The sequence below is a fragment of the Paenibacillus sp. AGC31 genome (assembly GCF_057334655.1).
Map to the genome: position 1 here is coordinate 23,056 of NZ_JBHFJH010000044.1, position 7,911 is coordinate 30,966.

Annotated in this window: 5 protein-coding genes; all 5 read left to right on the forward strand. The window is 50.6% G+C overall.

Annotated elements, in window-relative coordinates:
• Window positions 1-5: 5 nt before the first annotated feature.
• On the forward strand, window positions 6-1,997 hold the full coding sequence (locus ACE04G_RS26110) for an alpha/beta fold hydrolase (RefSeq protein ID WP_449003797.1): 1,992 nt from the start codon (window positions 6-8) through the stop codon (window positions 1,995-1,997).
• 93 nt (window positions 1,998-2,090) lie between these two features.
• Window positions 2,091-3,038, forward strand: a complete 948-nt coding sequence (locus ACE04G_RS26115; RefSeq protein WP_449003796.1) for an aminopeptidase — start codon at window positions 2,091-2,093, stop codon at window positions 3,036-3,038.
• Window positions 3,039-3,639: 601 nt separating this feature from the next.
• A complete protein-coding gene (locus tag ACE04G_RS26120) occupies window positions 3,640-4,083 on the forward strand; it encodes a chemotaxis protein CheW (protein WP_081595056.1) in 444 nt (147 codons plus the stop codon).
• A 205-nt stretch (window positions 4,084-4,288) separates the two neighbouring features.
• Complete coding sequence (locus tag ACE04G_RS26125) at window positions 4,289-7,492, forward strand: DEAD/DEAH box helicase (RefSeq protein WP_449003795.1); 3,204 nt, start codon at window positions 4,289-4,291, stop codon at window positions 7,490-7,492.
• A gap of 46 nt (window positions 7,493-7,538) precedes the next feature.
• Window positions 7,539-7,911, forward strand: a 373-nt coding sequence (locus ACE04G_RS26130; RefSeq protein WP_486095118.1) for a hypothetical protein, incomplete at its 3' end; no start/stop codon positions are given.

Genomic DNA, 7,911 nt, shown 5'->3' on the forward strand with positions numbered 1-7,911 from the left:
ACAAAATGAATGTACATACTATCCATGTTTCCAATGAAGAAAATACAGCAGCAAATTCAACAAAAATAAATCAGGTAATAAGCAAGTCTGATATGGCAGACATGACCATTTTTATGACAGGAAGTACAGGTTTTATCGGCAAAGAAACGGTCAAACAACTCACGCAGGGAGACGCACAACTGCTCTTGCTGGTTCGTTCGGAACAGCGAGCCAGAACGGTGCTGAAGGCTTATGGAGTGAAGGATTTCGACCGAATCACCTTTATTACAGGTGATTTGTCCATATCGGGTCTTGGCCTTACCGCAGCGGATCGGGAGCGTGCTCTTGAAACGAATGTGATCATTCATGCGGGCGGAACGATGGACGTCACTTTGGAACGAAAAGTAGCCGAGCAGATATTCATGAACGGGGCCAGAGAACTGGCACAGCTAGCACAGGAAATCCACCGTACTCATGGATTGAGACACTTTATCCACGTTGTTGGTTATATGAGTCCTTATGGAGAGCGGAATGAACAGGGGAATTATCTACAGGTTGAGCATGTGGATAACAATGAAAGTGCATATGAAGAGATGAAGTTCCATGCGGATCTGCATATTCGTGAGCATGCAGAACAGCATCACTATCCCTTATCCGTTGTAAATCCGAGTACAGTGGTTGGACCACGTCCCACAGGTGAAACCGAGCAAACGGGTGGGATTGGGCTGCTCATTCAGGCGATTCAGAAAGGACTTATGCCAGTAGTGCCAGGAGGTTCATCCTATTGGTTACCGCTTGTGGAGAATGACATTGTTGCACAGACGCTTGTTTTTCTATCCAGGGAAACAGCTCCAGTTGGAGGTACCTATCCACTATTGGTGCGGAAGGAAGACAGTCCCAATATGAAGGAACTGCTGCAACTTCTGGCGCGGCAACTGGACGTACCCAAGCCAAAAGGGGCTGTGCCACTACCATGGATTCAATGGATCATGAGATCAGGTGGTTCACGCATCAGTGGTGTTCCAGCGGAGTCGGTTGCTTTTATTACCAACAGGTCATTCCCGGTTGAAGAGACGGAGGCTCTGTTCACACGTATGGGGCAATCCTGGCCGGATATCCGGGAACAGCTTCCGCTGGTTACAGCCGATCTGGACTATCGTTTTCGGTATACGCCGTTACCTGAGGGTTCTCCGACAGATTATATTCGGTCGCGAAGTGGAAATATGGCTATGCTTGGATGGGAGGGCGAGGGAGAGCCTTGGATTATTGTGCACGGTTTGCTTCAATCTGCGGATGAGATGTTACCGTTAGGAAAACAGCTTAGGGAAAGGACCGGGAACCCGGTATGGTTAATCGATCTCGCTGGATTCGGACGGTCCCCGGTGCATCAGGGAGATGAAGCGTTTGAAGGTCAGGTGAATGCACTGCTTACGGCTCTTGGTGAGTTTGAAGGTCCACTGAAGCTGGTTGGTCATTCGATCGGTGCTGCTATTGCAGCTGCGGCACAGATGCGTAGCGGGCGGACAGACATTCGGCTGGGGTTGCTTCAGCCCGTAGCTAACAATTCGAATCCCAATGTGCTGAGATGGATTTCCCGTTTGCCAAGAGGGGTAATGCGCTCCCTGCTGCGTGGCAGATCGGAGAAAAGTTGGAATCACATGTTCAGTTCATTTAGTGGCGTAGGCGACAACGGTGTTATGGCAAATACCATGGGCAAGAGAATACGCTCCAGTCTCCAGTCCCCTCGTATTGCAGGAGCACATGCAGACTTGTTGCGCTGGATTCACTCGGGTCAGAGGAAAGGCGCCAGATCAACGTTGTGGGCGGAAATGGAAAGTCAGCATTATGCCAAGAATGTATTAGTTGTATGGGCCAATCAAGATCGGGAATATCACTTTCCCCAGGATATGAACTCACAGGTCAAACGGATAGATGTATCCTATGGGCATTACTTTCCGACGTTTCAGTATAAGGAAACAGCTGGAATCCTCGCCGAATGGGCCGATACCTTGAGGTGAGTTCAGGTTTGGACATGCAGGAATCCCGTGCCAATTGTCGAAAGGGTCAAGTCGACTTGTGAGAGTTGAACCAAAGACAGGAGAGATGAATGTATGAGCAAGCAACGTGTGGAAATCAGTAAAAATGTGCTAACCGAATGTCTCGGACTGCGCAGCGGAGAGAATCTGGTAGTTGTCGCAGACGATATGAAACGGGATCTGGCTGAATCCATCTATGAGGCAGGCAAAGCACTTGGAGCAGAATCAGTCCTGTTAATCATGGAGGAACGCAGCAGATCCGGCGAAGAGCCACCTGCGCCAATTGCAGAGGCCATGATTCGAGCAGATGTAGCCGTGTGTGTAACGAAATATTCATTAACACATACCCAGGCGCGCAAAAAAGCCGCTGCTTCAGGAACCCGAGTGGCAACAATGCCCGGCATGACAGAGGATATGTTTGTGAACGGAGCCATTACAGCTGAATATTCGCAAGTAAAGGCGTTGACCGAGAAGGTAACGGCTCTATTAACCGCAGGTCGCCATGTGCGAATAGAGAAGCAGGGCCATAGTCTTTCCTTTTCCATTGAAGATCGTAACGGTGTACCAAGCACAGGTATGTATTTGAACCCCGGTGAATCGGGCAACTTGCCGTCAGGAGAAGCCTATATTGCTCCCATTGAGGGCAAGGGCGAGGGCAGTATTGTTGTAGATGGTTCCGTTGCTGGAATTGGGGCACTCCGTGAACCGATGTTATTAACCGTTAGTGAAGGACGGTTGGTGTCAGCTGAAGGACCAGATGGGGCTCAATTACTCGAAACGCTTGGTGAGGGCGATGGTCGTTTTCTCGGCGAATTTGGGATCGGTACCAATAACAAGGCTCGAATCACGGGTGTGGTGCTGGAAGATGAGAAGGTATACGGCACAATTCATGTGGCCTTTGGCAGCAATAACACATTTGGTGGAACGATTGCCGCGGGTGTTCATATTGATGCAGTTGTACAAAAGCCGGACGTGTACATCGATGACAAGCTGATCATGCGTCAGGGTGAATTGGTCGAATAACTACAGCGAAGGAAATTGGGCGTGTCCACAACGTGTCCACAGTAATGGATAACTGAAGCGGAAATTCAGATTTTACGTCAGATTTACAAACAAATACACAACATGTCCACATTAAATTAATGAATATCCACATGAAACGCCAAAGATATCCACAGCATGTGTGCAATATGTGCACAACTTATCCACAAATCAGGTATAACTCGTGTTTTCATGTGATAAAACAGCCGTTTTGGAGTAATAAAACAAGTTATCCACAGGAATATCGCTTTTTTGTTCCAAGTATTTGAAAACATAGAAACAGATCCATAAATATATGGGGATAAAAAAGACCAAAAATCGGTATTAAGCTGATCTTTGGTCTTTTTTTGAATATAATTTTTCAATCCAATGTCAGGTTACTTACGCTCAATATTTAAACGACTGACTTCCACCACCCTCTACAACAGGGCAAATGAGCAGAGCGGAGACAGCAACTGTAATGCAACGTCTGCTGAAGTTGGCAAAATTGATCTGAAGCCTAAACATTTGATCAAAAATAACCGATACACCAAAGTAACATCTAATGGGACGAAAGTAGTCTGATTATAAGGAATGAGAGGGTATGGGGATAACTATGGACGAGGGAATGCAATATATTAATTTTTCGGTAGGAGACCAGATCTTTGCACTACGAATCGATGAAGTTCATGAGATCATCAGAATGGTGCAGGTGACAACAGTTCCATTTGGAAGCCCGGAGATCAGAGGTTTTGCTTCGTTGTATGGTAAGGTCGTTTCGGTTGTGAGTCTTCGTGTATTGTTAGGCATGCCGGACCAGGAGGATACTTCTTCTACACGTATTATTGTGGTGCCTTACAAAGGTGGATTTGTACCGCTGATCGTAGATATGGTTGATTCTGTCGTAAGTTACGATCGTTTTGAAGAACCAGCTGAGGAACACCGCCGTTTCATGCTTGGCGTTTTTGACAAAATCGGGTTCTGTGAAGATCATCGTGCAGGCATTTTGAACCTGGATGTGTTACTGGGCAGTTTGATCAGATCATAGTAGTATAACGATCCGTAATTCTTTCAATATTCAGTATTATCCTTCTGTTGACCCAAATGTTCCTCATCCGCTTTTCGGGAGAAGGGACATTTTTTTGTGCTGCTAACCATTGAAATAACCACTTTTTATGGGTAAAGGTTTTTAAATCCGGTCATTTTCGTATATGATGGAGAGTAACAATGCGAAGGGATGACGGGAGACTTTAATGATGCAATCGCTGTATGGAGTATGGCTTGGTGACGTATTTTTTTGTTTTTCCGGTGAAACATCGGAACCGCGTGTGGATGCATGGAGCCACGTGGTAAGAAGGTTGAATTTTGGCGACGGGGGTCGTCTGTTTCAGCCTGCAGCTCTGCGTCTTGCAGAGCTGCGCTGGCCGAATCCGCTGAGGAACACGGCTGAAGCCAAGAACACGAAGCGGCGTCAACTGCTGGGACGCACATTGGAGGGCTTGGCAGTCCTGCCCAAGGATGCTTTCAGGTTGCTGCTGCAATGGGATGACCGTTTGTTCAATGCAGCCGGAATTCAGGTGGGAGAAGAGATGCGTTACTGGATCAAAGCGGCGCAGTTCACACAGGAGCTGCTGTTGCGAGGGGCAATTGCTCCATCGGCTGAATTCGCAGCAAAGACGGGCGCACGTCGACGGACCGGGCAAGAGACATTGACAGGAGTATGGCGGCCACGTTTGCAGTCAGAGGAGGACATTGAACGCTTCCGCGATCTTGCTGAAGCGATGCCTCCTATTGGATTGGCTGCTCCCGGGGCCTATGCTTCATTGGAACCGGAAACACGTGAGGAAGCAGGTGCGGCGGTATTATTTTCATTCATGAGTGGCATGATTCATGCTGTGGTCACGAGTGAGCTGGAGGGGATGGACAGTGAGCTATCCCGTTACCGCACGCCATATCGACGTGGATCTTCGCCAGTAGGTGAGCTCTGGTGGAACAGTCTGATCTCGATGTTCCGACCTGTAACGGTGCAAGGACCTACGGATGATATGACAGCCTTTATTCATACGTTACAGGATGCCGGTGGAACCACGATGCCGGTCGTAGGAGCAGAAGAAATGGCGCCTGCCGAGGGCCAATTGAAGCTGGTGCTCCGGCTGGAGCCGCCGCTGGGTGAGCATGAAACGATCTGGGGAATCAGCTTTTGGGTGGACAGTGAGCAGGAAACGAGCCTGAGGTTGCCTGTACGTACCATCTGGGCACATCCGGAGCGTGATCTCGACCGGGGGAAAGTGTTATATACCTCGGCGGCAGAACAGTTGTTGATGGCACTCGGGCATGCAGCAGAACTGGCACCTGAACTGGAGACAGCGCTGCTCACACCTCGTCCAGAGGGAATCAAGCTGGAGCAGCAGGGTTTCTTTGAATTTCTTACGCATGCCGTTCCGCGTCTGCAAAAGGCCGGGATAACCGTTCTCATGCCTTCAAGGTGGAGTCGTGCCGGGAAACGCCGTGCGGGACTGCGTCTGCAGATGTTGAATCGGGGAACAGAGCGGTTGCCTGGAGCCACATCGGCACTTGGCATGGAACAATTGGTTGCTTTCAAGGCGGAGCCTATGCTGGATGGGAAACCGGTCACGGCAGAGGAACTGGCAGCACTGGCTGAATCCACAGTTCCGTATGTTATGTTCCGCGGTGAATGGATTGAAGTGGATACAAAAGAGATTCGCCAAGTCCTGCGTTATATGAAAAAAGAAGAAGAACAATATATGCCTCTCTCCGAATGGCTGCATCTGGCAGCGGATGAAGGGGAGGATTCCGCATGGAAGGGCCTTTCCGTCTTTGGCGCCGAATCTGATGGGATGCTTGCTTTCCTGCTCGATGGACAGGTGCTTCGCAGCATTGAGCCTCGTCAGGTTCCGGCAGAATTGCATGGTGAACTCAGACCTTACCAGGAACGAGGTTACCAATGGTTATCCGCGATGCGTGAGCTGGGCTTTGGCGTATGTCTCGCGGACGATATGGGACTTGGGAAGACGATTCAGGTAATTACCTGTCTGCTGGACCGCAAACACGAGGAACGCCAGGCGGCTGAAGAGGAAGCCCGTGAGAATGAGCTGTTGAATGGATTGGATGATTCATTCCCGGCGGATCAGCACGCGAATGAGCAGCCTGTTCATCTGCCAGCACTTATTGTGTGTCCTACCTCGCTGCTTGGAAACTGGCAGCGTGAGCTGAAGCGGTTTGCCCCGGATCTGTCGCTGTACATTCATCATGGCGGACAACGGCTGCACGGGAACGAATTCCAGGCAGAAGCGCAGACGCATGACATTGTACTCACGACCTATCATCTGGCAGGCAGGGATGGGCCAGATCTGGCTTCGTTACACTGGTCCACCATTGTACTGGATGAGGCTCAATATATTAAGAACTACCGTACCAAGCAAGCGCAAAGTGTGATGCGTCTGTCTACACTTCATCGTATTGCGATGACGGGCACACCTGTAGAGAACCGACTGAGCGAACTCTGGTCCATTTTCCAGTTCCTCAATCCGGGGTATCTGGGCACAGCTTCATCGTTCCGTCAGCGTTATACGGGACTGGGACCATCTGAAGAAAATGCAGCATCCTTGCGTGAGCTTCATCGACTGGTATCTCCATTCATGCTGCGCAGGCTGAAAAGTGATCCGGATATTCGCAAGGATCTGCCAGAGAAGCTTGAACTGAAATCCTATTGTTCCCTGACGCCGGAGCAGACGGTATTGTACCAGCGTGTGGTGGATGATCTGATGGGTGGTCTGGACGGCAGAAATGGCATTGCCCGGAAGGGAATTGTTCTGTCCTCCCTGACCAAGCTCAAGCAGATCTGTGATCATCCGGTGCTGGCGGACAGCAATCGGAAAGACCACGGCAAGGCTGAGGCATCTGGTAAGATGGAACGTTTGCTTGAACTGCTGGACGCCATCCGTGATAACGGGGAATCAGCCCTGATCTTCACGCAGTATGTTGCTATGGGAGATCTGCTGGTATCGAGATTGAAACAGCGATATGAGGAAGAACCTTATTTCCTGCATGGTGGTGTGTCGAAGGCGCAAAGAGATGATATGGTGGAGACTTTCCAAAAAGGAGAGGGGCCGTCCATGTTTGTTCTATCTCTTCGTGCCGGAGGTGTGGGTCTGAATCTGACACGGGCGAGTCATGTCGTTCACTATGATCGGTGGTGGAATCCTGCGGTTGAGAATCAGGCGACGGACCGTGTATTCCGAATTGGACAGAATCGCAACGTGCAGGTGCATAAGTTGATCTGTCAGGGAACACTGGAGGAACGGATTGATGAGCTGATCGAAAGCAAGAAGGCACTGTCCGAGCAGGTCGTTGGTTCGGGTGAGAACTGGCTGACAGAGATGTCGGATGATGAGCTACGTGGCCTGATTTCTCTTCAGGGTGAGACGTGGCTGTGACCTTGAACATTCAGAGGAATATAGATGTTGAGAAAGGGGGATTGTTGTGAGCGAAAAATGGAAGATCGAGCTGCATATGTCCCCCGGTGGATGGACAGCAGAAGTAAATACAGCAGCGGATGCGGATCAGGAAGTTTCCGTTTCCGCTTCCGCTGCTGAGGGCAAGACCGGATCAGCCGCAGGCATGTTCACGGTCACAGGAACGCCGGCGCGACTGAGCGAAGCCCAGCGCGAGGCTGTACTGGCTCAGCTGCGCAAGCGCCCGCTGACGCTGTACGCCTTGCTGCGCGGCGGCCCGGCGCCCGAGGAGCTCGCGGGGCTGCTGCCGGCTGTGCAAGCGCCCGAGGGCTCGCCAGGCGCAGCTACGGCCAGCGCGGCCGTGGCGTGCACCTGCGGCCGCCCGGGCTGCGAGCATGCTG